Origin of the sequence: Helicobacter baculiformis, from assembly GCF_900197685.1 — a bacterium.
Classification (GTDB): domain Bacteria; phylum Campylobacterota; class Campylobacteria; order Campylobacterales; family Helicobacteraceae; genus Helicobacter; species Helicobacter baculiformis.
This window is the reverse complement of the sequence record NZ_FZMF01000019.1, coordinates 26,606-51,174: the sequence shown is the minus strand read 5'-3', so window position 1 is coordinate 51,174 and position 24,569 is coordinate 26,606. Positions and strand designations below refer to the sequence as shown.

The window sequence follows — 24,569 nt, the reverse complement described above, 5'->3', positions numbered from 1 at the left end:
CTTAGCCCACATCTCCCAGTTAGGCATCCCATGCGCTTAGAGCAAATCCTTGATACCTCAAATTTGAAGTTTTTTTCTAGTCAAGCGATCCAAGCTCTTGAAAACCGCCTCGTTGCCACAACAGACAAAAAAGGCAATATCGCCTATCAAGTGTCCTGTTTAGTACGCTATACAAAAGTGTTGCTCAAACCAGAAGAAGTGATCCGCCAACTCTTTATCGATAAGCTCACCACAGAATACGGTTATCCTTTAGATCGTATCGATGTAGAGCGTAAAGTGAATTTAGGGTCTGATTCCAGCAAACGCATCGATATTGCAGTACTCAATGAATCTAAAACACGGGAATACATTGTGATAGAGCTCAAAGCACCACAACACAAAGATGGATTCGCCCAAGCCCAAAGCTATGCCAACGGCACAGGCGCACCTTTGTGTGTGTGGTGCAATGGCAACGATTTAATGGTTTGGCAACGCAAAGAGCCCAACACCTTTACAGAAATGTTGTATTTGCCTAGTGTCGATCAGGATATTAAAGATATTTTTAATGAGCGTTTCACCTATATAGATTTGCAAAAACAAGACATTTTGCAGAACAACCGGGTGAGCTTGAAAGACAAGATTCTATTGATTGAAGATGATGTCCTTGCCAATAGCGGAGAAAATGCCTTTGAGGAAGTCTTCAAACTCATTTTTGCCAAACTTTATGATGAATTGCAAGCCTACCGCTACGACGAAGAAAAAATCAAAGAATACCATAAACTAGAAAAACAGGGGGTAGATCAAGGACAACTTTTAAAGCTATATCAGAGCATGCGCCCCCTAGAGTTTGCTCTAAGAAATGAGGATAACGAGAGTTTAAACCAACGCATACAAGATCTTTTCACAAAAGCTAAAGAAAAATGGCAAGGGATTTTTGCCAAAGAGAGCAAGATCGCCCTAACCCCCGATCACCTAGAAATCTGTGTGGGGAGCTTGCAAAAATGCAAGTTTTTTAACTCCAATTTAGAAGTGATTGACGATGCCTTTGAATACCTTGCCAACAAGGACTCTAAGGGCGAAAAGGGGCAGTTTTTCACCCCCCGTTATGTGATCGATATGTGCGTGAGAATGCTAAACCCTAAGGAAGGGGAAAGCATGATCGATCCAGCTAGTGGGAGTTGTGGCTTTCCCATCCACACTTGTTTTTATGTGTGGCGGCAAATTTACCAAGCACTCAACTTACCCGAAAGTGAAATGTTCACAGCGGATAAGAAGCCCCTGAAAGCGACAGAATATGTCGAGAACCATATTTTTGCCATTGATTTCGACCCCCGCACCACGAGAATTTCTAAAATGCTCAATCTCATTGCCGGGGATGGACACAGCAATGTCTTTAAACTCAACTCCCTAGATTTTACCAAATGGCACGCCCAAAAGGACATTGACAAAGCCACCAAAGCCTTTAATAAGAACTTTGAGGACCTAGAGAAAAAGCTCCCCGAAGAAGAACGAGAAAAAGACGATCGCAAGCGCAGTTATAAATGTTTTGAATTTGACCTTGTGATGGCTAACCCTCCCTTTGCGGGTAATATCAAAGAAAATGAGATTTTAAAACACTACACCCTAAGACAGACAATCACCCTCAGGGACATCACGGCAACGCACGAGGATCGAGAAAGGCGAGAAGACCTTGTGGAAACTGAGGCAGGGTATAAAAAACGCAGAGTGAATCAAAAGGTGTCTCCCACCACCAAACAGACAAAACAAGAAAAGATCGTTGAGGAAGCCATCGCTCAAGGGCATATCTTTGAAAAACCCCCCACATACCTAGAAATGCTAAACCATCCGGGCTATCTCATCAAAACCCCCAGTGGGTATCAACAAATTGTTGTCAATGAGTGTAAGCAAATCACTCGCGACATTCTCTTCATTGAAAGGACTTTAAACCTGCTCAAACCCGGGGGGCGCATGGCAATTGTATTGCCCCAAGGGCGCTTCAACAACACCAGCGATCAAAATATCCGCACCTTCATTGCTGAGCACGCCCGCATTTTGGCGGTGGTGGGCTTACATCCCAATGTCTTTAAGCCCCACACGGGCACAAAAACCAGCGTGTTATTCGTGCAAAAATGGGATGAGCTCTTATGCCCCTACCAAGAGGATTACAATATCTTCTTTGCCACCATGCAAGAATCCAGCAAGGACAACTCCGGGGATAAAATCTATGTCAAACAAGAGATTGTCAAATTAGAGCGCACCACAGCAGGGCAACCCAGCATAGAAGAATTAAACCTAAAGGACTTTTACACCACCTACCCCAACCTAGAGGCGGCTAACTTTATAGAATTTGAAGGGCGCAAAATCAGCGCGCAAGAATATAAAAAACTTAACCCCACACAACAAAAACAAGCCACGATCCAAACCGCCACCCAAAAAACCCGCCCCCTTTTAGACAAACATGGGCATTTGATTGTCCAACACGATTTGTTTAACCATGAGGGCTTAACCCAAGATGGCATCGCTGAAGCATTTATTGAGTTTGCTAAGAGCGAGGGTTTGAGTTTTTGGAGAGAGTGAATGCAAGAGTATAAAATTTTTTGTGATGAGAGTAATCACTTAGACTATAACCCTTCTTTAGGCTCTAAGGTGATGGTGCTAGGAGCAATCAGCCTACCTGCAAGCGAATTAGCCCCCATCAACCAAGCAATCAAGGATCTAAAACGCCAGTTCAACCACCAAAAAGAACTTAAATGGACAAAGTTAATCCACCTCCAAATGGAATTTTATGACACTTTGTTAGAGTTTTTCTTTTCTAGCGTCCATCTGCACTTTCAAGCTATTTTAGTTCCTGATAAAAGAGCGCTAGAGCACGACCGCTACAATCAAAGCAACCCAGACATTTTCTATTACAAGATGTTTTATTATGTGTTGAGAAATCTCATAGAACCCCAAACCGCCATCAAAATTTACCTAGACTACAAAGACTCAAAATGTGCGGTGCGGATGCACGAATTAGAGAGAGTGCTACACAATCAATACAAAGGCACCATCCAAGCCCAATGCTTTACCGTTAGGTCTCATCAATCCCAAATTATCCAGCTTACCGACATGCTCATAGGGGCGATCGCCTACAAAGCCCGCGATGACATCCCCCACCAAAGCCCCATCAAAAACCATGTCGTCCAAAAAATCGAGGAGTGGGCGGGCTTTAAGCTTGAAGAGGGGACACCCCCTTGGGAGAGGAAATTCAATGTATTTAAAATTGCGCTCAAAGAAAACGCCTAATGTACCCGCTCTTAGATTTTAGCGCATGTGCTTGTGAGGAGGAGATGGTAGAGCTTGCCTACCAACAATTTAAGCAAGATTTTATAAACACGCCCCTTTATCTTGCTAATCGCTTTTATACTGACCCCTTGCAACCCTCAGGCTGCCCCAACCAAAAAGAACAAGTCTTTTGGCATTTAATCACAAGGCGAAACAAAGAGAATAAAAGGGTATTTGACCTAGAAAGGGCTCGCAGAATCGGGTGGATTAAGCAAATTATCTTAGATTACGCAAAACCCCATGTCAAATTGTTTTACTACTTAGACAAGAAAATAAGGCTGTACCTATGGCTCTATGATTTTGATTTTGTGGTGATTTTGCAAAAGGCACACAAAGGGGAGGCAATCTTTCTTGTTACTGGCTTTTACATTGATAAAAACGACAACAAAAAGACTTATGAAGACCGCTATAAAGCCTATAACGACGACCCGAAACTTAAAAATTGCGCGTGGTTTTAATGGGTGCAGATTAAGGCACTGCAGACCATCTCTTTCTACCACCGGTAGTTGAGCGCGCCTATTTTATATTAAAATTGATGAAACTTGCGTTAAAAAACTAGAATTAAGGAAATCCATGCCCCTAGCCCAAAACTACCCCCATTTAGAGATCAGCGTTTTAAAGTTAAGCGAAGTGTGGCGAGACAACCCCACCAAGCGCATGGACGCGGAGTATTTTAAGGGGGAGTGGGTGGAGAATGAGGAGAAACATTATGATTTTGTTACTTTGGGTAGTCTTTGCATAATTAGAAGCGGAATCACGCCAAAGGATAGGGACAATGACCTAAAAACAGGGGTTGTTTTACTAAAAACAACGAACATAAGAAACTCCATTTTATCCAACACAGACGACTATTTTTTTATTGATGAAAACACAAACAGGCAAATGGGGCGTACTCAAATTTGCGATGAAGACGTGTTAATTAACATTGTTGGAGCAACAATAGATGTTATAGGTAGAGTGGCTTATGTCCCCATTGGCTTTCGTAAGTCAAATATAACGCAAGCAATGGCATTTTGTCGGGTTACACACAAAGAAATTTTGCCAGCCTATCTTTTTGTTGTGTTGCAAACTGATAATGCGCTATCACAAATTGGCAGGATAGCTAGACCAACCGGGCAGTATAATCTCAATTTAGAGGAAGTAAGGCGACTCAAAATCCCCCTTCTCCCTCTAGACTTTCAAGAACACATCGCCCAGCTCGTTAAAAACGCCCACGCCTGCTTAGAACAGAGCAAAGCCCTTTATAAAGAGGCACAAGGGCTATTAGAGCAAGAATTAGGCACACTGCCCAAAGCCCCACCCAAAGAACACCAAATCAAGAGCTTGAAAGAAAGCTTTTTAAGCACGGGGCGGCTCGATGCGGAGTTTTACCAAAGCAAATATGAACACCTAGAAACTTGCTTAAGAGAGTATGTAAATGGTGTTGTCCCCCTTAAGGATTTAGTGCATGAGTATTCTAGTGGTTTTGCCTTTAAAAGTGTGGATTATTTAGACCAACAGCAATCTAACGCCCTGATGCTGATTCGAATCAACAATATCAAAAGAAATACCCTAGATACTCAAAATGTGATTTACTTACCCGCTCAAGCTAAAGAATTAAGCCCAAAAGATAAATTACAAAAAGGGGACTTACTCATATCGATGTCAGGCAGTATCGGCTTGGCTTGTGTGGTGCATACAGAAATCGAAGCCATGCTTAACCAAAGGATTTTAAAAATTAGAGTTAAAAATTTTATCCCTGAAGTTTTAGCCCTTTACCTCAATTCTGTGATGGGGAGATTGCAATTTGAACGCATAGGTACAGGAGGCGTGCAAACTAATTTATCCTATGCAGATATGCAAAATATTTTTGTTCCCAAAATCCCCCTAAATGTCCAAGAGCAAATCGCCACGCTTTTACAAGAAAGCTTAAAGCACCGCCAAGAGGCTAAAAGCTTGTTAGTCCAAGCAAGAGCAGAGGTAGAAGGGGCTTTAAGCAGAGAGAGAGAGATCGCAAAAACTTAAATATCACTTAAAGCGTGCCCGCCATTTGGCGCGTTTAGCCCAGTGGCTCTTGCTAGAAACTTTGCTTTTAAACCAAAGAAACCACAGTATCAAGACCTTAAAGCAAAGTCTAGGCAGTAGCGGGCGTTTGGACGCGGAGTTTTACCAAGAAAAATATGAACACAATGAAGCATTTCTTAAAGCCCGCCCCCATGCACGGCTCAAAGAGTTGGCGCAGATCAAAAAGTCCATTGAGCCGGGAAGTGGGGCTTACAAAGATATAGGAGTGCCCTTTATGCGGGTGAGCAATCTTAGCCCCTTTGGAATCAGCCCTAGCGAAGTCTTTCTAAGCCCTAGTGCAGAGTTAGAACCCCTTTACCCTAAAGAGGGGGAAGTGTTGTTGAGCAAGGATGGGAGTGTGGGGATTGCTTATTGTGTGCCCCATAACCTAGAAGTGGTCTTAAGCCGAGGCGTCTTACGCCTTGCCATCAAGGACAAAACCAAAATAAACCCGCAGTATTTAGCCCTATGCCTCAATCACCAAACCACACGGCTACAAGCCCAGAGAAATAGCATAGGCTCCATCATCGCCCATTGGAGCACTCAAAAAATTGGCGATGCGATCATCCCCCTTCTGCCCTTAAGCGTGCAAGAAAACATCGCCCAAAAGCTAAAAATAAGCTTTGATCGGCGCGCCCAAGCCCACAACCAGTTAGAACTGGCTAAATTAGAGGTGGAACACGCCTTGATAAAAAAACATACCTAACTTACCGCTCGCGTTGTGAAGCCCCCTAGCTTTCGCTATTACATTAAATGTTAAGCTGGAGAATCTGATGGCATGGGTGGCAAATCGGCTAAGATTTGATCTATAATCACACGCGCCCCATCATTAGAAATTTTAGTCCTAAGCCCTGAGCTTACTTGAGAAATATAAAGACCCTCCGCTTTGGGGGTTTGCAACCACTCTATGAAATTAAAAAGCTTATCAGGGTGCAGAGCATGCTGGAAGACGATTCTAGCTAAACCTTCTTGCTCAAATTCTAGCGCATTGAAATATTGGTGGTTATCAGTGGCATGCGGATAGGGCACGAACATAGTTGGCAAATTGTTGGCGCAAAGTTCCCACACGCTGCTAGCGCCTGCCCGACTCACGCAAATATCTGCCTGTTGCATTTTTTTTGCCAAACAAGGCTCAAAGGCGAAAAGATCGACACTATCTAAAATCCCCAAACCTTTATAGAGCGTAGCGATACGCTCAAAATTGAGCGCACCACACTGATGAATGATTTTCATGCCTCTTTGGAGTAATTCTCTCGCACATAAAAGGGCAAATTCATTAAGCGCACTCGCCCCTTGCGATCCTCCTAAGAATAAAATAGTTTCAATTTTGTTACGAATGCGTGCCTTTTCAAAGAAAACTTCTTGCACGGGGTAGGGAGTTTGGCTAAATTTAGAGTGAGGTTTTTCAGGTACAAAACTCCCAAAAATGCGCTTAGCGTAAGGAGTTGTGTACTTGTTGAGCACGCCCTCAATGGCATTTTGTTCGTGTATGTATAGGGGAATATTAGAAAAAATACTAGCTAGAGTGCCCGGTCCTGCGCTAAAGCCTCCCACACTAATAAGCGCACGCACATGATGTGCTTTAAGCAAGCCTAACGCTTTTTTAGCCCCTTTAAGTTGTGCCCAAAGCGCGGGGATTTTCTGAATAAAATTCTTGTTGACCACCCCGCTAGTCTCTAAAAAGTAGCGTTCCACAAATAAAGGACTCGTCTCAAACCACGCACGATCCTGCCCAGCCGTGCTACCTAGGTAGATTAAGGACTCGCCCCGATTAACTAACTCTTGAGCTAGGGCTTTGGCGATGCACAAATGCCCTCCCGTTCCCCCGCCGCTGATGGCAAACACGGCTAATAACTGGCGTGCATACTTGCCTGCACGGGTGGCACAAAAGATTTAATGGTTTCTCTAAACCCAAAATCGGGGTAATCCATGATGGATAGGGGGATTTGGGCAGCATAACCATTACTGGGGTTAAAAATAAGGGGGGCTAGAAAATTGACCATTGAATCTTCTAAATTCTTCTGCACCACCACCACGCAATAAACCTCCACTTCAGAGCTAGCATCGAGCTCGAGAAGCAATTCGATATATTTAGGAATACTAAAGCTGTATTCTCTGAGTTTATAGGGGTTTGCCAAAACGAGGCTGATACTGCCATCTAAACTACTAACCTTGCTGAAGAGATCATCTATTTTGGTAAGTTCAACTTCCATGATATTCTCAAAACCAAGAATGGGAGACTTAAGTTGGTAATGCATGCTTGTTCCTTTAGCAAAATATACCAAGTCTTCAGCAAAAGCTGTTCCAAAAAACTAAATAAAAGGATTTATAGGGGTGGCGGACAGGGAGGGATTCGAACCCTCGGTAACCTTGCAGCTACGCATCCTTAGCAGGGATGTGGTTTCAGCCAACTCACCCACCTGTCCTTTCTTTTAGAACAAAGACGCCATTATAGTGTTCTAAAGTTAACAAAAATCTTAATCAAAATGATTCCATTGTTCGTATGGAAAGCATAGTATTAGTCTTTTAGTGTTAGAATTAAGAGTCTAAATTTTATTTAAGGGTTTTGATGCGTAAAATTCTGTGTGCGTTGGTGCTGTGTGTAGGCATGATAGAAGCCAAAGATAGCAGTGTGCTTAATGAGAACATCGTGCAACTCATTCACAAGCAAACTAAAAAACATGTTAAGGTTCTCCGGTCACAATCCTTGAAATCTAACAAGGATTTTCAAATTGTGGTTGTAGAAGAATCTGAAACTAAGTACCATGTTCCTCTGCTTGCCAACAAAAATGGAACTTTGGTTGTAGGGCTGAGCAATCTTTTTTTTAGCAATAACGAGCAAGATATTAAGTTGATCAATAGCATTTACAACCAAACCCAAAGTTATAATTTCAAGCAGGCTAATGGGGCAAAAATTAATGCCATGTTTGACGCATTGCCCAAAGATTACATAATCACACTCGCGTCAAAAAACAAAAATGCCAAAGAGCTCTATATCGTATCCGATCCGATGTGTCCACATTGTCAAAACGAGTTGCGCAAAATCCAAGATCACCTTAAGGATGCTAATGTTCACATGGTCGTTGTGGGTCTTTTGGGTAGAAAATCTATCCTAAAGGCAGCAGATATTATGATGCAGGCAAAACAGGCGCACAATACAGAGAGCAAAATCGCCCTACTCAATAAAGTTTATGCAACCGCTTACGAACCAGCAGAAGTGCCCGATGACAAGATTAAGCAAGTAGAAGAAGTTACTAAGCAAGTTTTAGCAACGGGGATTGAAAGCGTGCCTTTCATCTATGAGCGGCAGCAGTGATCGTTGTGGTTTAGAAAAAAAAGCTATAATGCAGGGCAAAATCTATAAAGGATAGGCAATGAAATTTGTATACGCGGTTGTGGCTTCGGGCTTGCTCAGCGCGCTGGGAGCTCAGGATTTAGGGCTGAATGTGTTTCCAGAATACCATGCTAAGCCGGATCAGGAAATGTTAGATATGGCCGGTAAGGTGGAGGCAAGTAAGGTGATCAATTACTTGAGCGAAATGAAAAACCGCTACAACAAAATGACTCCCCAACATCAGGCGGATTTTCAAAAGCATTTTCAAGAGGTTTTGGCAAAGAATATTGCTAAGCTCAGCCCTGCACAAAGACAGAAGCGCCTAGATGCCATCAAGAAAGCACTTGCACTTAGGGTACAGAATGTCGACAATCTCAAAAAAGAAGTGGATGCAGAGTATGACTATCTGAACCACTGGAAAGCTACCTTGCAGTCTAAAACTTTTTATGAAGACTTACAACAAAATGGTTTTACGCCTAGTGGTGCTACCCAAGCATCCAAAAAGTCCACACATTAGCGCAGGCGCTTTTTACGTGTGCGCGAAAGCTTAAAAATAGCAGAGGGGGGGGCTTGGTAGAGTCCGTGTCTATCCTCAAGAGTAATGGAGGCGTTTTCACGCGCCCATTCTAGATTGAAGTTTGCCCCGCTCGGGTTAGCCGAAGTGCTGTAAAGCACATCAAAAAAAATCACAAATCCTAAGACTCTTGGATCTCTAATTACGCGGTAGCCTCTAGGAGGCATGGTAGGGTAAATAAAGCTGCCCCGCTTGTGTCGCACAAAATGACGATGAATTTGTGGCACGCGCACAGGAAGGGCACGCAAACTCGCTACAACTTGCAGTAAGGGTTTATGAGGAGGGCTGTTCTTGGTGCGGTTTAGTGCGTTAGAATCGGTGCCAAAAAACCCGGCAGTGGTATCGCTCTGAGCCAAAAACAGAGCTGAGGTAATCAAATCTCGCATATCCATATTTTAACACATCTATGTTAGAATGGGCGCTTCACTAAACCTGACCAGCACTAGGAGTGCAAATGAATCTTGGGGCTAAAATTATAGGGGCGATTCTTTTATCTCTCTCCATTGTAGGGATTGTGATCATTATTATCGCTGATCACAAACAATACCACCTTGTATCCTCCGTAATTACCAGCGAAACAAATGGAGACATGAAGCATCGAGGAGATACACTCAAGTATGACACTCACCTAATCGAGCAGGTAGTGTCAGGTTATTATAAGCTCTTCCCTAAGGAACAGGCTACAAAGCTTGCCCTAGAATATTTCGGGAAGATTAATAACGATAAAGGCATGATCTACATGGTCGTGGTGGATATGCAGGGCAAGGTGATCTTCGATCCGGTGAACCCAAACACAGTGGGCAAAAATGGCATGAATCTAACTAGCGTTGATGGTGTTCATTATGTACGAGGTTATGTTGAGCAAGCAAAAAAAGGGGGAGGTTTCACGCGCTATGAAATGCCAAAATTTGCAGGAGGTAATCCAGAGCCTAAAGTAGCTTATAGCCACTACGAGCCTATAAGTGGCATGGTTATTGTCTCAACCTCTTATGTTAGCGATATCTTGAGTGCTAGCGAGCAAACACGTAAAGAGATCAGACGGCAAGTTTCTAAAAACCTTCATGCGCTAATTTATTACATTGCGGGTATTATAGGTTTCTTTATTGTTTTGAGCTCCTTGCTTGTCTACTTTACTATCATTAAACGCTTGAATGTGTTGGTACACATGATGCACGAATTTAATCAAGGAGAAAGAAATCTTACCCAGCGTATCCGCATTAAGGGGTATGACGAAATTGGTAGAGTGGGACAGGGAATCAACCATTTTGTAGAACATATTCAAAGTTTTTTCAACTACATGAAGGCAACAAGCAAAAGCAATAGAGAGATTGCCAATACACTTAAAACAACTATTTTAGCCGTGTTAAATGAGATGAGCAAACGCACGGAAATGATCAACCAAATCAAAAATAGAACCACTGAGATTAATCAAATTTTGGGCAAATCCCTAGATCAAGCCCAAGAAAGTCAGCAAAGTTTGATGGAAGTGCAAGGTTCTATTCAAACTTCCAACAGCGCAATTTCCAATCTATTTGGACAAATTACAGAGGCTTCTAAAACAGAAGAAGAGCTCGCCAACAAAGTTGAACAACTCAGCAAGAACGCCGATAGCGTCAAGGGAATTTTGCATATCATCGACGATATTGCCGATCAAACTAATTTGCTTGCGCTTAATGCTGCTATAGAGGCTGCACGGGCAGGCGAGCATGGGCGTGGCTTTGCAGTGGTGGCGGACGAAGTGCGTAACTTAGCTGCACGCACACAAAAAAGTTTGGCAGAAATTAATTCGACTATTGGGGTGATCGTACAAGAGATTAACGATGTTTCCAGCCAAATGAATTTGAACTCCAAAAAGATTGAAGAACTCAATAATGTAGGGCTAGAGATGCAAGACAAGTTTAAAAACATGAATGCAAACTTGGAGTTTGTAGTACAGAGGGTGAATACCTCCATTGGAAGTTTTGTAGGGACTAAACAAGATATCGATGCCATGACACCTTATTTTGAAGGGATTGAGGCAATCAACGCGAATAATGCTATAGAAGCTACGAAAATTATCCAAGCTGCTGAAAGCTTACGCGAAGCTACAGTTGCTTTAGATAGCAATATTAACCAATTCCAATCTTAATGATTCTAGGTATTGATCCCGGGAGTCGTAAGTGTGGGTATGGGATCATAGACATGCAAAGTAAGTTAGTGGGAGCGGGGTTTATCCATATCCAAAACGCGCCTCTGCAAATCCAAATTTTGGAGATGATAGAGGGCTTGAATCAAGTTTTAAAAACCTACTCCATCGTGGAGGTAGCGATGGAAGATATTTTTTACGCTTATAACCCTAAAAGTGTACTCAAACTTGCACAATTTAGAGGAGCATTGAGCTTAAAGATTTTGCAGAGCGTAGGACACTTCAGTGAATACACGCCTCTACAAATTAAACGCGCTATCAGTGGGCATGGTAAAGCAAACAAGGAGCAGGTCGCATTTATGGTTAAAAAGATTCTAGGTCTCAAGAGTGCGATTAAACCCTTAGATATTACAGATGCGCTCGCTGTCGCGCTCACGCATGCCCAGCAACGCCGCGCATTAGCACATGCCATGCCAAGCCTTGGCTAAAACTTCTTTAATACTTGATGATAGAAGACTATGTTATTCGAAGGTTTTGTATAGGCGTGCTCCTACAAGGGCATACTGACAGGCTTGAGGCTTCTTGATCCCCATAGTCATACTTGTAATGCTAGGGAAACACTGCTTAAGCCACAAGCTTATTTCTTCCAATGCCTCTTCTAGAAGAGTGTAAGACTTAGCGGAAAATTTATCGTGCACCACTTTTAAAATCTCCATGTAATCTAAATACTGGCTTGCATGGCTGTAGTGGTAGTCAATTTCTAGATCAATGATTAGAGGTTGAGGGCGGCTTTGTTCATCTTGACGGATACCAATAACCGCATCCAAGCGGTAATTTTCTACAAGCAAAGTCATATGCAATCTCTACGAAATCCTCTTTTCCTGCCCAGTGAAGAGTCTAATCAGATTTGACCAATGCTTATAAAGCGTAAAAAGAAAAACAAGCACCATAGGACTACGCGTGCCAATCTGTGCATCTATATCAATGGGCGCGGGAAGATGGAGCTGTAAAGCTGGAATTAAGAATATAGATAGTGTCGCAAAGCCCACACCTGCAATAGAAGCTAGGGAGGAAATTTTGAGCTTTTTACCTACGAAAGCCCACAAAACGAGTCCAATCAGACTTTCTACGGGAATGAGTAAAAGTACCGCGCCCATAGTCGTGCTCACACCTTTGCCTCCTTTAAAGCCTAGAAAGGGTGAATAGCAGTGTCCCAAGATGGTCGTAATGGCAACCATCCATTGCGCTTCATAGCTCAAGCCTGCGAGTTTAGCAGCTAGAACACAAAATACCCCTTTAAGCAGATCTAATACCAACACACTCATGCCGAGCTTTTTTGCCTTAGAGGGATCGATCGTGTTCATTACCCGCACAACATTAGTAGCTCCAATCCCTCCACTCCCTTGTGTGGTAACATCTACTTTATAGCATACCTTGACAATCCAATATCCGAAGGGAATCCCCCCCACGAAATACCCAATGAGATAAAAAATCACATTAATATTGGTCAAAAAAACTAAGAGACCTTCCATTGCAAACCCTTTATCAAAACTAAATTATAGCTAAAAATCAAAATGTCTTACTAAGGTGTCCTTTGAGCAACACGCCCTGTTTATCATAAAAGAGAAAATTGACCTTATAGCTTTCTTGTACCCCTTGCTTTTTATTGCGTAAAGTGTGTTGAATCGCCAACTCAATGGGAGGCAATTTTAAAGGAGTATGGGGCTTAACCTGAAATGCTAAAAATAACGGGCGGTTATGCACGCTATCCCAACCCCCACGCCATCTAGGTAAAGTGGTTTGACTTTTAAGCAAGCGATCGCCCACCTGCACTTCAAAAGAACTTAAATAATAAATCCCCGGCTCAAGCATGCGTGTATCTAGTTTAGCTTTTTTGAAAGTGTCCCGCCAAAGTGAAAAAAACCAATTATTACTCCCCAATACTAGCATTTTAGAGTTCTTGTCTCCTAATTTACGCCAATAAGTCTTGACTGCACTGCCTTGATAAGCAATGTCAAAAGTTACCGGACTTGCCAAACTGGAAGGTTTGGGCACACACGCACAAAGCCATAAAACCAACGCCAAACTGAGCATTCTCATGTGTGCACTATAACATAAAGCGCGTTAGAATACTCAATAGGGTGAGCATGGATAACAAGCATGGTTAAATCTTGTAGTTTAGTTATAATAGTCAAAATATACAAGGTTTGTCCTGTTTTACATTATCGCGCCTTTTGCTAAAACTAAACCCTTAACCTATGAAAGTCAAGAAAACTTTGAAATAGGGACTTTGGTTAAAATTCCCTTGCAACGCCGTCATCTTCAAGGTGTGGTGTTGGGGCTGTGTGCACAACCTAACTTTGTATGCAAAGAGGCAAGGTCAACAGGGGCGTATTTCAATGCGCATCAAATGGTTTTATTACGTTTCATTGCTCATTACTATTGCACACAAATAGGAGTTGTTGCACCCATGTTCTATCCCTTTAAAACCGGATATGTGTCTACTCCAATCGAAGTGATACCTAGACTTAACCCCTTGAGCCATTTACAACAAACTGCTTGCGATCAGATTGCACCCCTCCAAACTGCTTTACTATTTGGAGATACAGGTAGTGGTAAGACACACATCTATGCCCATTTAATTGCTCAAAAACTCCAAAAATCTTTAAGCGTGCTTGTACTCGTGCCCGAAATTGCCCTAGCTCCTCAAATTTACCGAGTCCTCCTAAATAACTTTGGATCATGTGTAGGAATATGGCATAGCAAGCTCAATATCACCCAAAGAAACACCCTTTTAGAAAAGCTCTATACACAAGAAGTGCGCGTGGTAGTGGGTACTAGAAGTGCGTTATTTTTACCTATAGCACATTTGGGCTTGATAATTATCGATGAAGAGCACGACCATGCCTACAAAGCCAACCAGGCTCCTTTTTATAATGCCCGTGATGTAAGTCTGTATTTAGCACAACACATGCCCATTCAGGTTGTATTAGGTTCTGCAACGCCCAGCGTGCGGAGCTATTATGTGGCGCAAAAAAGCCAAACTCTTGTGCGTCTAAAGGGGCGTTTCTATGACTCTACCCAAGAAATTATTTTTGATGAAAGTCCCACTATACTAAGTTCAGCAATTTTAAGCGCTTTAGAAAACACTTTAATACAAAAGCAACAGAGCGTGATTTTTATGCCCACGCGTGCTCACTTTAAAAAACTCCTGTGCCAAGCTTGCGGACAGGGTGTGCGTTGTCCATTTTGCAGTGTAAATATGAGCTTACATCTTAAGAATAAGTGTATGCGTTGCCATTATTGTCAACACCAAGAGGATATTCCTAAAGTTTGTCCCACTTGTCATCACGACTCGTTGCGAGGTAGGCGCATGGGTACACAGCAGTGCAAAAAAGACCTAGAAACGCTACTGCCTCAAGCGCGCATCGGAATTTTGGATAAGGATCACACCCACACTAATGGGCAAATACAACACATTTTAGATACTTTTAATGCCCACGATATAGATATTTTGATTGGTACACAGATGATTGCTAAGGGGCATGACTACCATCGCGTACATTTAGCGGTGGTATTGGGTATTGATGAGATTTTACACAATGGAAGCTACAGCAGCTTTGAACATGGAGTAAGCTTGATGTATCAGATTGCTGGACGCAGTGCGCGTAAGAGTGATGGTAAAGTGTTAATTCAGACTTTAAATCGCGCATTTTTGGCACGCTATCTTGACGATTATGAAGATTTTCTTAAGGACGAACTGCAGACACGCATGCAAATTTTCCCCCCGTTTATGCGCTTAGCTCTTTTGGTATTTGCCCACTCTAAGGAACAAAAGGCTAAGGAAATGATGCAGACTGGTTTAGACCTTCTAAAGATTCTCTTGGATCAAATAAACGGGGTGGATATTTTGGGCGCAACTAGTGCGCGTGTTTCTAAAATTGCCAACCAATACCGCTATGAAATCTTGCTCAGTGCGACATCCACCACTAACCTTCTAAGCATTTTGCACCGCCTTCAGGAAAGTAACTCCAATACTTTTAAGATTATCGTCGATCCTGCTGATGTATGAGGAACGCTTTTAATAGTAGTTTAAGCAATACTTAAGATAAAAACACGAAATTATATGCTATAATAGTTAGCGCAGGGTGGGGTAACCTCCCCCTCCTTCCCCATCCTGCGTTTTCTACATTTTCTTCTTGGCTTCGATCCCTAGAATGTCTAATCCAATTGTTAAGCTCAAACTCACCATTTGACAGAGTTTAAGATATCTAAGTTCCTCAGGGGTGTCCAAAATCCTGTGAGCATTATAGAAACTATGAAAATCTCCCGCTAAATTCTTGAGATACTCGCAAATTTTTTGCAACTCTCGATCGGCAAAAGCGCTAGAAAGCACCTTGGGCAGGTTAAGGGCGCTGAATAATAGATGTGTCGCTTGAGAAGGTAGATTTTCTAGGGTGCTTGTCAAGATAGCCTGTACATCCCCTTTTTGTAAAAATTTTCCAAGCAAAGTGTGGATTCGTGCGTTCGCGTAATGGATGTAGAAAATAGGGTTTGTGCTGTCTTGATTCTGTAAGCTCGCCACATCAAATTCTAGATGTGTATCAAGTTTTTTAGAGAGAAAGACAAAGCGTAAGGCATCTCTGCCAATGTCTTGCAAAACATCTCTTAGTAGCACAAAATTGCCCGCACGCTTGCTCATTTTATAAGGTTTGCCATGCTGTAAAAGCGCGACCATCTGCGCTAAGAGCACCTCTAGGCGTTTGGATTCATACCCCAAAAACTCCAGAGCCGCCCTAACGCGCGCCACATAACCATGGTGATCTGCTCCAAAGATATTAATATAATGGTCATAATTTTGTTGGAATTTATAATCATGGTAGGTAATATCGCCCGCAATATAGGTAAAACTAGAGTCGCTTTTTTTAAGCACGCGATCTTTTTCGTCGCCGTAACGGCTGGATGCTAGCCACATCTTCCCTTCATTTTCATAAACTCCACCTGCCTTTTGTAACCGATCAAAAACCACTTCTTGAGCTTCAAACATCGCTTTTTCACTCACATATGCATCCATATGTACGCCTAAATCCACTAGACTCTCTTGGATTTCGCGCAACATTAAATCTTTGGCAAAATTGCCCAGTTGCGTTACAAGCGTGTCTTCTTCCCCTTCTAACATACCAAAATGCTCTAGGGCACGCTGGGCTAATTCCACGATGTAAGTACCTTTGTAGGCATTCTCGGGATAATGCACTGCTACACCCTGCATTTTTTGAAGGGTTAAATATACAGACAAACCAAGCATTCTAATCTGTGCACCCATATCATTGACATAGTATTCCGCATGAGTTTTTAGCCCCAAGAAACGCCCTAAACGGCATAGGCTATCTCCAAAAATCGCGCCCCTAGCATGCCCAATATGCAAGGGTCCGGTGGGATTAGCGCTTACAAATTCAACATATAGAGTCTGATTTGAAGTCCCTTTAGCAAAATCGCGCCCCAGTGCCAAAGCTTCGTTGCACAAACGATCTAAAAACATATCTTTGAGTGTGAAATTAATGTAGCCATTCAGCGCATTGATTTCAGAAAAAAGCTCAATGCATTCTGGCTGTTGCCTCAAAAATTCTACTAAATCTAAAGCAATTACCTTGGGAGCTTTTCTGCGCGTCTTTGCTAAAGAAAACGCCACCACACTTGCATAATGCCCCAAACTCTTATCTTTAGGGTGCTCTAAAACGATCGGTACTTCCAACAGGTGCTCAAGCACCCCCTTAACGCGACGATGCATGCCCTAAGCCTTGTGTTCTTGTTGTTGTGAGGGCTGCGTTGTCGTTTTTGTTTGCAAAACTTGAGGATCTTGTGCCTTCGCCTCTTCCTCATCCTCTCTGACGGCTTTTTTGAAATTCTTGATTCCGCTTCCAAGTCCCTTAGCAAGTTCAGGAATCTTCTTCGCACCGAATAACAAGATGATCACAAACAACACGATCAGCCAATGCCAAACACTCGTGAAACCACCCATTTTTTATCCTTTTGTTTATTGGGTTGTTGGGCGCATTCTACTATACCTGGCTTGTGAAGCGCCCAAATGTGTTAAGACTTTGGGCTTCCTTGGCCGATGTTGCCCGTAGGGAACAAACGCATCGCATTTGCTGGTTCTCACTCTGTGTCCCTATAGTAGGGATTTTACAGAGTTTGAGCTCCAACGCATTCCCTACAGGTCTCACACATCGTATCTCCAAAGGCGTAACTTTGCGCACTCCCTGCGCTAGATACGAACGTATGCGGGTATTATACCACGAATTAGTGGCATTCATCCCACTCGCCAAAACAAACGCATCGCGTTTGCTTAAGTGGGATTTCTGCCAAAGAGTTTTGAAAGCACTAAAGTATCTCTCCTTTCCACGCTGCACATAACGCGTCTTTGGGAAACATTTGTTGCTTATAGCTCAAAGTCTTGGCAACACATAAAACTTTCTCTTGCGCCTGCTCTAAATTGTCATTGATCACCACATAATCAAATTTATCCACTTCTTGCAATTCACCAAAGGCATTGGTGAGTCTCTGCGCAATCACCTCTTGTGGATCGGTTTGGCGTTGTTCTAGGCGTTCTTTTAGAACTTGGGCATTCCTAGTGGTGATAAAAATGGAAGTGGCTTTCGGGTAAATCTTTTTCAAGTTTGCATGTCCCTGCACATCAATATCAAATAGCACAAGCCGATTGGCTTGTAAGGCCTGCTGAATGGGTATTAGAGAAGTGCCATAATAATAGCCATGTACACGTGCCCACTCTAAAAACTGGTTTTTAGCAATCCCCTCTACAAATTCTTCTTCACACACAAAATAGTAATGTTGCCCCTGAATCTCTCCTGTACGCTTAGGACGGGTGGTGGTAGAAATAGAAAAATAAACATCCTTGCAATTGGCTAGCAAATACTTAATCAAGGTGCTCTTGCCAGCGCCACTAGGGCCAGCTAAAATTAGCATTCTATAGGAATCTGTATACATTAGACTTTGTCTGTGATTTGAATACTTAAAACCTTATTCTCTAAAATCTTAGGATCGATGGGTAAATCTTTGAGCAAGCTTTGAAGATCAAGGGTTAGGGTAGCAGGTGCATGGCTTTGATCAGATGTGTTCTGTGTAACTTCGTCCTCTTGCTCGGTAGAATCCATCGCCTTTATTTCAGATGTAGCGTCGAGATTTTCCGCAAATGCAGGCACTGGATCAGCCTCTAAGCTAGAGCTTTCTAGTGCAACTACTTTTTCTGCAGAGTTAGCTTGCGCATTTTCTGAATCTAGGGCCGTCGCAGGTTCTGTAGTAACTTCCTGTGCTACAACGGATTCTTCTAGAGGCATTGGCTGTTCTGTTTCTGCCCCCACAGCTCCCTGTGTGTCAGTATCTTTACTCTTTAAATCTTCATAGGGTTCGTCCATCACGCTTGCCATAATAGATCCGGGAATATCTTCAATATGCGCGATGTCTTGAGGTTCAAGTTCTTGTATATCAGGTTCAGAATCTAGCATTTCTGTAGAATCCACCTCCTCTAGTTGCGTGTGAGATGGTGCTTGAGATGCTTCAACATGAGATTCTTCTGTGGTGGCTATTTCTTCTGTGTGTGCTTCTTCTTGAGGAGGCAACTCCTCGTGCTGCGTAGAATCCTCAACGGACTCCGGCTCTAACTCTTGACTGAGTTCCATGTCCTCTTGAGATTTTAGCGTGCTTTCATCTTCCGACTGAGATAACTCTGCTTCCTCTACTGAGCTTAACTCTGTATCCGATGTTGCACCGCCAGAACTCTGTACAGATTCTAGTGAAGCGTCTGGGGTAGGAGTGTTTGGGGTATCTTCCATACCTTGGGTTGCCTCTTCCAAAACGTGCGCTTCTGGTTGTGCAAGCGCCTCTGAACCTGTTTGGAGAGAGGATGATTCCTGAGTTGATTCCATAGGTGTTTCCTGAGTGGCTTGATCTAGAGAACTCGCCACCTGCGCCTCTTCTGCAACAGGCACTTCTACCTTTGGTTCTGTATGTTCTAGTTCTGTATGTTCTAGTTCTGTATGTTCTAGTTCTGTATGTTCTAGTTCTGTATGTTCTAGTTCTGCGGGAATCTCTTCTAGTGATTCTTGCGCCAAAGGCGCTGCCGATTCTGGGGCGACAGACTCTTCAACCGATGCGACTGGTTGTTCCTGCGTGTGAGGCAATTCCTCATGGGCATCCTCTTCTATATTGCCGCTATTGTCTACAGGTAGCAGATCTTCCAAAGAAAAATCCATAGTTTTTTGGGTGATCTGTGTTTCTGTTGCGTCTGAGGATTCTATGTTAGAAGGGGGAGGGGTCTGGGCCTGTTCAGGCACATCAGGCATTATAACTTCTTGGGGTTCCTGAGTTTTTTTTAACTCTCCCTCTGTGTGCTCTTCAGGAGTTTGCACAGAAGGTTTTGGGGTTGGTGCCGCCGCTTCAGCATTAAATAAATTTTCTAGTTCTTCCAACTGACTTAAATTGGAATCTGAACCAAAAACCATGTCATCATCAGCTATTGCAGGAGTCTCTTGAGATTGTTCTGCCTCCTCCGCATGCAAATGCAACGCCTCTATGGTCCTCTCTAAGATATGCAATACATCAGTGGGCAAAAAAGGCTTTTGAATATAGTGTGTGAAAGACCCAAAGGGAATAATTGTCTTTCTATGTATGAAAGCACTCAGCTTACATGATTCTAAGTGCGCTTCAATCTTGCTATATTCTATCTCATCTACTACAGTGTCATCTGCAAAGAAAAAGTAATCCCCACCCTCTTGAAGTTTGGGAAGTGCTTCATCAACATGCTCTTGCACTATCAACTCTAAAGCGAGCTTTCTGGCGATGTTCTCAAACAACTTTTCGACCATTTTATTTTGATTGACCAACAAGATTTTCAACGCCACTCCTTAAGCGAAACTACCTAAATTCCACATTATAATACAAAATTTGCCTATTTTGCTTTAACGAGAAATTAAAAATCTAAGGAGATTCTCAATGGCGCGTTGGTCTTTAAAATCATTATTCTTACCTTGTGCATTAATGGGTATTTTGCACGCTACCCCCACACTTTATATGCTCCCTTACGAGCAAAAGGAAGCGCTTAATAGTCTGATTTCAGGAATCAACATGGCTAAAAATCATATTAATATCGCTATCTATAGTTTTACACACCAAAAGATTGCCAAAGCCTTGAAAGATGCTGCAAGTCGTGGAGTCAAGATCAATATTATCTACGACTATGGTAGCAATGTTCATGGGAAACATTCCACGATCGCTTATTTATCTAAATATGACGGGATTAAAACTTGCTTATTACAAGGTATAGAAGCCAAAGTATCCAAACACTTCCAAAATGCCTATCACGGCATTATGCACCAAAAACTTGCCCTTATTGACGACCAATGGATTTTTCTAGGTTCGGCTAACTGGAGCAAAAACGCCTTTGAAAATAGTTACGAATTATTGCTCAAGGATAATGATTCTAGTCTCATTCAAAAAGCACAAAGCTACTATAAGAGGATGCTCAAAGCGTGCATCCCCTATCACTAGAAGTGGTAGTTGTAACCAATGTAAAAAGCAAAGCTTCTGCGTAAGCGCACACTGAAATTATCGCCAATGTAATAGCGGTTGTTGATACTGGGGATTTTAAAGCCTAGATCAATGCCATGTTCACCCACTATTAACGCCCTGATTCCCACATTAAAAAGAAATTGGAACGCGCTTACGCTCACATTAGACAGCCCCCAAGGGGGAATCCCCATTTTGTCTTGCCCTCCACTACCTAAAAGCCACGAATTACCTGCAATGCCTACACCCACATACGCACCCAAGTCTAGCGAAATGTCGTCTCGATAGAAAGACCCTTGAAAAAAGTTATAAAAAAAATCTGCAGCAGCGCCATAGACGAGTAAATTACTACCCCCATAATATCCTCCGCCTCCGTAAGGACTTTTTGGGTATTGTGCACCAAAAGCTTGCCAGTCAAAAAAAGCATAATAGCGCGCCCCGAGCATTTGATCATCTCTAAAATAACCAGTGTAACCTATTAGCAAACCCAATCCATTGCCGCTTACATTCATATTATGAGGCACACCATTACTCTTTGTCAGAATATTGATAGCGCCAGTCTGATAACTTGCTCCTACGATGAGCCCCTTCATCCATTCAGGAGTTTCTGTTGCTTGCAAGCCCCCCATGCCCAAAACAGCCCCTAAAACCCACTTTAGCCCGCGTCTTTTTTGCATCTTCTTTCCTAAAACTAATGACTCTGAAACCCCTATTATAGTATAATTAGGGCTAAAAAAGGGGCTAAGGAAGGGCATGCTCAGAGTTAAACTGATCGGATTAGTGGTATGTATGAGTGTGATCAATGCTGTAGAACCCGGGATTAAATTCGATCCACCAGATTATGTAGAAGAGATGCCTTCAAAAGAGTTCATTCCTGAAATTTCTAAGCCCGGGAGTCTTTTCGGACAGGGTGAACGCCCCTTGTTTGCAGATAGGCGCGCCATGAAGCCTAACGATCTGGTTACCGTAGAGATTTCTGAAAGCGCGAGCGCTAACTACAGCACTTCTAAAGATTACAAGAGCGCATCTAATGGAACTTCCAGCGCACCTAGATTAACCTACAATGGTAGGGACCTCAATAAAAAAAGTCAAGCTCAGTTTTTAGATGACAAGAATAATTATAGTCTGACCCAATCCACCACTAACAATAATTTTAAGGGTGGAGGGGCGCAAAAAAAGAGCGAAGATCTCAAATTCACTCTTACGGCTAGGATTGTCAAAGTCTTGGAAAATGGTAATTACTTCATCTATGGTAGCAAAGAGATTTTAGTTGATGGAGAAAAACAGGTTATCAAGCTTAGCGGGGTGGTGCGCCCCTTTGATATCAATAGAGATAATGTAGTGCAGTCAAAATACATCGCCGATGCCAAGATTTCTTACACCAATCTTGGTTCTTTAAGTGCGAGCAACAAGAAAAAGCTCGCCAATGATGTTTTAGAATCCCAATTCCCCTATTAGGAGATGAATGCTTGCTCTTATTTTGGCGCGCGCACAAAGTAAGCGGATTCCCCAAAAGAATATCTACCCCTTTCTAGGCAAACCCCTTATTACCCATGTTATAGAAACTGCCATTAACTCTCGACTTTTCACACAGGTCGTTGTTTCCACCGACAGCCAAGAAATTGCTCAAATTGCTAGAGCTTCCGGCGCAACAACCCCCTTTTTACGCCCTGCCAATTTAGCGGATGACTTTACCCCCACTCTAGATGTGGTTGCCCATGCCATTACAACCCTACAACTTCCGCCTACCAGAATGGTCTGTGTGCTCTATGGCACGAGTGTACTTTTACAAGTGTGCCACATTCAGGAGGCGATCAAAGCTCTTCATAATAACCCTATCTACAAATACGCCCTAGCACTCACTCCCTACGCCTCATCGCCCTATCGCTCCTTCGCTCTCACTCCTGAGATTAGCCCCCTTTTTGCCCAACACTTGAACGCACGCTCTCAAGATCTCCCCCCTCTCTACCATGATACGGGACTTTTTTATATGGGGCAGGCAAAGCACTTCAGTCAGCTCGAGCCCCTTTTAGCTCCCCATTCCTTCCCCATCATTGTGCCCCATCTTCACGCTCAAGACATCGATACTTTAGAAGACCTAGAGCTTGCCAAACTTAAATACCAACTCTTGCGTACCCATGCTCAAAATCCTTGCTGATGCAACCCCTACAAGTGGTTTAGGGCATCTTAGACGCGCCCAAAAACTCAAACAACACCTTAAACATATCGGTTTAAACGCATGTGTGATCGCACCCCACGAATTAGCTGATATATCCATAGATTGGCTCAAAGACGATACCCTAAATTACCATGCCGATCTGATCGTGGATAGTTACCTAGCTCCCCTAGATTTCTACTACCATGTGCGTGCACGGGCGCATCATCTGATCGTGATAGAAGACTCTCCGCGTGCCAATCTTCCAACGGATATTTCAATTCTTAATCCTGCTTACCGTGCAGAGACTCTTTACATGCCCTCGAAACACCATTTCTTAGGCTGTACTTTCATGCCTTTTGAGCGCGCGTTTATAGCCCCTCAAAAACCTTTACAAGCCGCTCCTAGCACTCTTTTTATGTCCTTTGGTGGGAGCAGGCAAAGTCTCCCCTATTATCAGCAAGCCTTAGAGCTTTTAGGAAGAACCCATCTTTTTGTCCATATATGTGCCCCTTTGGAAATTGTGCGGGCATTACCTCACAAAACCTATGCCTCCTATCATGTTAATTTGGATTTACCCGCCATTGCTGACCTATTGCACCAAAGCGATATCGCATTACTGGGTGCAGGAGGGATGCTTTATGAAGCCATGTTAAGTTTGACGCCCATTCTAGCCCTGCCCATTGCTCCAAACCAAATTCCCCAGCTCCACGCTCTAAGCCAAATTCAAGCTTGCAAGTCTACCGGTTTGGAAAGCTTGCTTAGCGATCTATCCGTCTTGGACTTACAGGTGCGCATGCGTATGCAAACCGTCCAGCAAGCTCTAGCTATTGGTGCTAAACTTGAACCTACCTTAGAAGCGATCTTAATATGAGCAACACCGATCTATCATGGCTTTCTAAAAGTTTTGATATTCCTCCCACCACTTTTCAACAGGAACAAAGCCGCCCCCTATATGCCTGCCATTTTGTCGACACCACACCCAAAGAACGCTTAGAAATCCTCGCTTTTCGCAATCATCCAGAAACCAGCGCATGGATGGTCAACCAGCATATTAGTTTAGAAGCACACCTCCAATTTATCGAACAGCTTAAGACCAATACGAGCAGTGCTTACTATCTCTTCAAACAAGAAAATACCCTCTTGGGTGTAGGGTCGCTAACCCGTGTCCATGCCATCCACCGCCATGCCTTTTTGGGGATTTATAAAAACCCTAACCTGCAACGCGTGGGTGCGCAAATTTTAGACGCTTTGGAATTTATCGCATTCTATAAAATGCGCCTCCATGCCTTGCATCTAGAAGTGTTGTCTAACAATCAAAGAGCTTTACATTTCTACCAACGCCACGCCTACCGCAAGGAAGGCTTTTTACGCGATTTTATTTACCGTGATGGACACTATCACGATGTATGGCTATTTGTCAAACTCTCTCCCTTTAGCTATAATGCTTAAA

General features: G+C 43.0%; 26 protein-coding genes and 1 tRNA gene. 15 read left to right on the top strand and 12 right to left on the bottom strand.

The features are described 5' to 3' along the window. The first annotated feature begins 30 nt into the window (after positions 1–30). The 5 genes from C6G87_RS04315 to C6G87_RS04295 all read left to right on the top strand — a co-directional run bounded on the left by C6G87_RS04315 (position 31) and on the right by C6G87_RS04295 (position 6,052). Complete coding sequence (locus C6G87_RS04315; RefSeq protein ID WP_158653094.1) at positions 31–2,556, top strand: N-6 DNA methylase; 2,526 nt, start codon at positions 31–33, stop codon at positions 2,554–2,556. After that, positions 2,557–3,264, top strand: coding sequence for a DUF3800 domain-containing protein (locus tag C6G87_RS04310; RefSeq protein ID WP_104752306.1), 708 nt, complete (start codon positions 2,557–2,559; stop codon positions 3,262–3,264). It abuts the gene before it with no gap. Further along, positions 3,264–3,761 carry a hypothetical protein gene (locus tag C6G87_RS04305; protein WP_104752305.1) on the top strand — a complete coding sequence of 166 codons (498 nt, stop codon included), beginning with the start codon at positions 3,264–3,266 and terminating at the stop codon, positions 3,759–3,761. The genes C6G87_RS04310 and C6G87_RS04305 overlap by 1 nt, the downstream gene beginning before the upstream one ends. A gap of 115 nt (positions 3,762–3,876) precedes the next feature. Beyond that, positions 3,877–5,307, top strand: a complete 1,431-nt coding sequence (locus C6G87_RS04300; RefSeq protein WP_104752304.1) for a restriction endonuclease subunit S — start codon at positions 3,877–3,879, stop codon at positions 5,305–5,307. 25 nt (positions 5,308–5,332) lie between these two features. Next, positions 5,333–6,052: a restriction endonuclease subunit S gene (locus C6G87_RS04295; RefSeq protein ID WP_104752303.1), complete on the top strand. Its 720-nt coding sequence runs from the start codon at positions 5,333–5,335 to the stop codon at positions 6,050–6,052. 50 nt (positions 6,053–6,102) lie between these two features. Here C6G87_RS04295 and murG read toward each other — a convergent pair whose 3' ends face one another. The 3 genes from murG to C6G87_RS04280 all read right to left on the bottom strand — a co-directional run bounded on the left by murG (position 6,103) and on the right by C6G87_RS04280 (position 7,772). Next, complete coding sequence (gene murG / locus C6G87_RS04290; RefSeq protein WP_104752302.1) at positions 6,103–7,191, bottom strand: undecaprenyldiphospho-muramoylpentapeptide beta-N-acetylglucosaminyltransferase; 1,089 nt, start codon at positions 7,189–7,191, stop codon at positions 6,103–6,105. A 2-nt stretch (positions 7,192–7,193) separates the two neighbouring features. Then, complete coding sequence (gene fliW, locus C6G87_RS04285; protein ID WP_104752301.1) at positions 7,194–7,604, bottom strand: flagellar assembly protein FliW; 411 nt, start codon at positions 7,602–7,604, stop codon at positions 7,194–7,196. Between the two features lie 77 nt (positions 7,605–7,681). Continuing rightward, positions 7,682–7,772 (bottom strand) — tRNA-Ser (locus tag C6G87_RS04280). A 143-nt stretch (positions 7,773–7,915) separates the two neighbouring features. Between C6G87_RS04280 and C6G87_RS04275 the strand changes: the two genes are divergently transcribed. Both C6G87_RS04275 and C6G87_RS04270 read left to right on the top strand, forming a co-directional pair. Next, the gene (locus C6G87_RS04275) at positions 7,916–8,662 is read left to right on the top strand and encodes a DsbA family protein (RefSeq protein ID WP_104752300.1); all 747 of its coding nucleotides are present in this window, start codon (positions 7,916–7,918) and stop codon (positions 8,660–8,662) included. Between the two features lie 58 nt (positions 8,663–8,720). Next, on the top strand, positions 8,721–9,197 hold the full coding sequence (locus C6G87_RS04270) for a DUF1104 domain-containing protein (RefSeq protein ID WP_104752299.1): 477 nt from the start codon (positions 8,721–8,723) through the stop codon (positions 9,195–9,197). Here C6G87_RS04270 and C6G87_RS04265 read toward each other — a convergent pair. After that, positions 9,194–9,640: a N6-threonylcarbamoyl adenosine t(6)A37 modification in tRNA gene (locus tag C6G87_RS04265; protein ID WP_233709003.1), complete on the bottom strand. Its 447-nt coding sequence runs from the start codon at positions 9,638–9,640 to the stop codon at positions 9,194–9,196. The two genes, C6G87_RS04270 and C6G87_RS04265, sit on opposite strands and share 4 nt — an antisense overlap. Positions 9,641–9,708: 68 nt before the next feature. Between C6G87_RS04265 and C6G87_RS04260 the strand changes: the two genes are divergently transcribed. Both C6G87_RS04260 and ruvC read left to right on the top strand, forming a co-directional pair. Beyond that, positions 9,709–11,382, top strand: coding sequence for a methyl-accepting chemotaxis protein (locus C6G87_RS04260; RefSeq protein ID WP_104752298.1), 1,674 nt, complete (start codon positions 9,709–9,711; stop codon positions 11,380–11,382). Then, on the top strand, positions 11,382–11,867 hold the full coding sequence (ruvC, locus tag C6G87_RS04255) for a crossover junction endodeoxyribonuclease RuvC (protein WP_104752297.1): 486 nt from the start codon (positions 11,382–11,384) through the stop codon (positions 11,865–11,867). The genes C6G87_RS04260 and ruvC overlap by 1 nt, the downstream gene beginning before the upstream one ends. Before the next feature lie 33 nt (positions 11,868–11,900). On the opposite strand, the gene C6G87_RS04250 is transcribed toward ruvC, so the two are convergent. From C6G87_RS04250 to C6G87_RS04240, 3 genes are read right to left on the bottom strand one after another with little or no spacing between them, the layout of a single operon-like run. Continuing rightward, complete coding sequence (locus C6G87_RS04250) at positions 11,901–12,233, bottom strand: dihydroneopterin aldolase (RefSeq protein WP_104752296.1); 333 nt, start codon at positions 12,231–12,233, stop codon at positions 11,901–11,903. Positions 12,234–12,242: 9 nt separating this feature from the next. After that, positions 12,243–12,911 carry a glycerol-3-phosphate 1-O-acyltransferase PlsY gene (gene plsY, locus C6G87_RS04245; protein WP_104752295.1) on the bottom strand — a complete coding sequence of 223 codons (669 nt, stop codon included), beginning with the start codon at positions 12,909–12,911 and terminating at the stop codon, positions 12,243–12,245. A gap of 37 nt (positions 12,912–12,948) precedes the next feature. Beyond that, positions 12,949–13,479: a hypothetical protein gene (locus C6G87_RS04240; protein ID WP_104752294.1), complete on the bottom strand. Its 531-nt coding sequence runs from the start codon at positions 13,477–13,479 to the stop codon at positions 12,949–12,951. A 112-nt stretch (positions 13,480–13,591) separates the two neighbouring features. Here C6G87_RS04240 and priA point away from each other — a divergent pair, with 112 nt between their 5' ends. Beyond that, a complete protein-coding gene (gene priA / locus C6G87_RS04235) occupies positions 13,592–15,451 on the top strand; it encodes a replication restart helicase PriA (RefSeq protein WP_104752293.1) in 1,860 nt (619 codons plus the stop codon). A 114-nt stretch (positions 15,452–15,565) separates the two neighbouring features. Here priA and argS read toward each other — a convergent pair whose 3' ends face one another. The 4 genes from argS to C6G87_RS04210 form a co-directional block, all read right to left on the bottom strand. Continuing rightward, on the bottom strand, positions 15,566–17,167 hold the full coding sequence (gene argS, locus C6G87_RS04230) for an arginine--tRNA ligase (RefSeq protein WP_104752292.1): 1,602 nt from the start codon (positions 17,165–17,167) through the stop codon (positions 15,566–15,568). A gap of 3 nt (positions 17,168–17,170) precedes the next feature. Continuing rightward, positions 17,171–17,398: a twin-arginine translocase TatA/TatE family subunit gene (locus C6G87_RS04225; RefSeq protein WP_104752291.1), complete on the bottom strand. Its 228-nt coding sequence runs from the start codon at positions 17,396–17,398 to the stop codon at positions 17,171–17,173. 362 nt (positions 17,399–17,760) lie between these two features. Next, a complete protein-coding gene (gene gmk / locus C6G87_RS04215) occupies positions 17,761–18,384 on the bottom strand; it encodes a guanylate kinase (RefSeq protein ID WP_104752289.1) in 624 nt (207 codons plus the stop codon). After that, positions 18,384–20,291, bottom strand: a complete 1,908-nt coding sequence (locus tag C6G87_RS04210) for a hypothetical protein (RefSeq protein WP_104752288.1) — start codon at positions 20,289–20,291, stop codon at positions 18,384–18,386. Before C6G87_RS04210 ends, gmk begins: the two co-directional genes overlap by 1 nt. Positions 20,292–20,388: 97 nt before the next feature. On the opposite strand from C6G87_RS04210, the gene C6G87_RS04205 reads away from it, so the two are divergent. Then, positions 20,389–20,943, top strand: coding sequence for a phospholipase D-like domain-containing protein (locus tag C6G87_RS04205; protein ID WP_104752287.1), 555 nt, complete (start codon positions 20,389–20,391; stop codon positions 20,941–20,943). On the opposite strand, the gene C6G87_RS04200 is transcribed toward C6G87_RS04205, so the two are convergent. Then, positions 20,940–21,638: an outer membrane protein gene (locus C6G87_RS04200; RefSeq protein ID WP_104752286.1), complete on the bottom strand. Its 699-nt coding sequence runs from the start codon at positions 21,636–21,638 to the stop codon at positions 20,940–20,942. The genes C6G87_RS04205 and C6G87_RS04200 overlap by 4 nt on opposite strands. A 76-nt stretch (positions 21,639–21,714) precedes the next feature. Between C6G87_RS04200 and flgH the strand changes: the two genes are divergently transcribed. From flgH to pseH, 4 genes are read left to right on the top strand one after another with little or no spacing between them, the layout of a single operon-like run. After that, a complete protein-coding gene (gene flgH, locus C6G87_RS04195; protein WP_104752285.1) occupies positions 21,715–22,419 on the top strand; it encodes a flagellar basal body L-ring protein FlgH in 705 nt (234 codons plus the stop codon). 7 nt (positions 22,420–22,426) lie between these two features. Continuing rightward, positions 22,427–23,119, top strand: coding sequence for a pseudaminic acid cytidylyltransferase (gene pseF / locus C6G87_RS04190; RefSeq protein WP_104752284.1), 693 nt, complete (start codon positions 22,427–22,429; stop codon positions 23,117–23,119). Continuing rightward, a complete protein-coding gene (locus C6G87_RS04185) occupies positions 23,100–23,990 on the top strand; it encodes a hypothetical protein (RefSeq protein ID WP_104752283.1) in 891 nt (296 codons plus the stop codon). The genes pseF and C6G87_RS04185 overlap by 20 nt, the downstream gene beginning before the upstream one ends. Next, the gene (pseH, locus tag C6G87_RS04180) at positions 23,987–24,568 is read left to right on the top strand and encodes a UDP-4-amino-4,6-dideoxy-N-acetyl-beta-L-altrosamine N-acetyltransferase (RefSeq protein WP_104752282.1); all 582 of its coding nucleotides are present in this window, start codon (positions 23,987–23,989) and stop codon (positions 24,566–24,568) included. Before C6G87_RS04185 ends, pseH begins: the two co-directional genes overlap by 4 nt. Position 24,569: the final 1 nt, after the last annotated feature.